Raw genomic sequence first — 2,476 nt, 5'->3', positions numbered from 1 at the left:
GGGTGGCGAGATTGCAGGTGAGCAGGGCCGTCTGAACGACGGCTGAACAGAGGATTCAAGTCATTGATCCATCGAGTCAACAAGTCGCAGATCGAAAGGAGCAGCCGGTGGCAGAACTGCCTGGTGCGCAGCCCTGAGCCAACAGCCCAGGTGGACGCCCATGGCTAAGCCCGCGCAGAAAACCGCTGATCCATCCCAAAGTCCCCTGGTGACCTCGAAGGGGGCTGCCCACCTGGATAAGTGGTGGGCAGGGGGGCGACATGCGGAGGTTTACGCTCGCTCGAGCCGCTGCCTGAGTTGATCGGGCTGGGCTTCGAGGCAGAGCGCGAGCGCCTGCGCCTCGTCGCCGAGGAGATCGAGATCGAGACCATGGAGCAGCTGCGGGCACAGCGGCTGCGGAGGCAACGCGGACGTGATGCTCGACTCGGGGTGCGCATCCGGGCACCCCGGCGCGCCGGCGGCAGTTTCACCATCGAGTGGTTCCTGGCGCGCGGTCCCGGTCGCACCCTCTATCTGCCGCGCGGTGAGGCCGACGTCTATACCCGCTCGAGCTTGTCGGCCGCCATGCCCTGGGAGCGACGCATCGCGCTCGAGGCCGAGCAGACCTTCGGCGAGATTCGTCTGCGCCTGCGATGGATGAAGCAGGCCGAGCTGCGTCTACAGCAGGTGCTGGCACGGCTGACGCAGCCGTTGCCGGGGGATCAGGGAGCGGACGACGGGCTTGATGCCTCTTCGGAACCGTCATGAGTCTCTTGCACCGCTTACGCCAGATGACGGCCATCCCGGAGCCTGCTGGCTCGCGGTTGGCACCGGTCGCATCGATGCCGAGGGTTGAGGCATCAACAGCGATGATCGAGCCCGGAGGTCAGGTCGAGCCGGAGCAACGGCCAATGCCGTCATCAGCACCCGCGTTGTTGGATGAGGAGATCCCACGCTACCCACCCTTCCTCAAAGGCCTGCCGCTGCCGCCACTGGAGCGGCTGGTCGCCACCCAGGGCGAACTGATCGCGCGGTTGCGCCGGGAACTGGCGCTTGGCGACGACGAGGACGACGGCACGGAGCGCTGGGCCACCTACATCGACCCGGTGATCCAACGCTATGCCGCCTTCGTGCATCTGATCCCGGCCAGCGAGGTGCATCATCATCGCGGCGCCGGTGGACTCTATCGTCATGGCCTGGAGGTCGCCTTCCATGCGGCACGGGCCAGTCGCGGCGTCATGGTCGGACTCGATCGTCCGCGCGTCAAGCAGCGGCGTCTGGAGCCGCGCCTGCGCGCCGCCGCCGCCCTCGGCGGGCTGCTGCACGATAGTGGCAAGGCCCTGGTCGATGTCGCCGCGACCGATCGCGACGGGCGCACGACCTGGTCACCGATCGATGAGGACCTGGCCGACTGGGCTAGCCGCCACGGTCTTGAGCGCTACTTTTTGCGCTGGCGGGAGCAACGCACGCACAACGGTCATGAGGTGTTCAATCTGATCGCGCTGAAGCGCCTGCTGCCGAGCCGGGTCGAGCGTTGGCTCTCCTCTCCTGATCCCGGACTCTACAGCGGCCTGGTCGCCGCGGTGACCGGCGTGCCGCACAGCAGCGTGCTGGTCGAACTGGTGCGCCAGGCTGACCGCCACAGCGTCGAGCGGGATCTACGTGAGCAGCGCATCGCGCCGATCGATACCGCCGTCGGGGTGCCGGTCGATCGCTACCTACTCGATGCCATGCGCCGGCTGCTGCACGACGGGCGTTGGCAGGTCAACGTGCCCGGCGCTCGGGTCTGGCTGTTGCGCGATGCCGGTCTGCATCTGGTCTGGCCGGCCGCCGCGCACGATATCACCGAACTGCTTGCCGCTGAGCGCATCCCGGGGATTCCGCGTGATCTACAGAGCATCGCCGAGCTGCTGCTCGAGCGCGGGCTGGTGGTGGCACGCGTTGATGCCGTCGGCCGGCAGCTGACCTGGCGGCTGGCACCGGCGCTCCTGTCATCGGCGGGAACGAAACCGATCATGCTCAACCTGCTGCGGCTGCAGAGTCCGGAGCTACTCTTTCCGCATGGTGCCCCGGCCGCTGTGGATCTGGTGGCGCATAATGAGGTTGGCGAAGCGGCGGCCGGAGAGACGTTGCGCTCTGAGGCGATGGCGTCGGGCAAGGATGGGCCGGGCATGAACGAGACGGGTGATCCGGCTGATGCGGTGAGTGCTGAGGAATCCGCACAAGCGGGCAGCTCGGTACCTGATCTGGAGCGCGGAGACGACGAGGCGTCTGACCTGGACAGCGCACCAACCTCAACAAAGGGTGCGCAGCGCCCGCATTGTGATCTCGGAGAGGGCGCCCCGAGTGTCCCGGGTGCACCAGCATCGGCATCTGGCTCAGCACCAGCTTCAGCGTTAGCCTCGGTGTCAACGAACACGCCACCATCGACCGCAGAGCAGGATTCGTCGCACAATGATGCCTGCGCGGCGGCCCGTGTCTGGCTCGCGGATCACGG

The 2,476-nt window shown here is 67.0% G+C and carries 2 protein-coding genes; both read left to right on the top strand.

Annotated features, from left to right (window positions below; genetic code table 11):
* Positions 1-297: 297 nt before the first annotated feature.
* The gene (gene mobI, locus VBE63_RS27360; RefSeq protein WP_323686151.1) at positions 298-747 is read left to right on the top strand and encodes a conjugative transfer protein MobI(A/C); all 450 of its coding nucleotides are present in this window, start codon (positions 298-300) and stop codon (positions 745-747) included.
* Positions 744-2,476 (top strand): MobH family relaxase (gene mobH, locus VBE63_RS27355; protein WP_323686150.1); only part of this gene is annotated, 1,733 nt, incomplete at its 3' end. The genes mobI and mobH, both read left to right, overlap by 4 nt.

It is taken from the genome of Lamprobacter sp., from assembly GCF_034860625.1.
Taxonomy (GTDB): Bacteria; Pseudomonadota; Gammaproteobacteria; order Chromatiales; family Chromatiaceae; genus Lamprobacter.
This window is presented reverse-complemented; position numbering and strand designations above follow the sequence as displayed.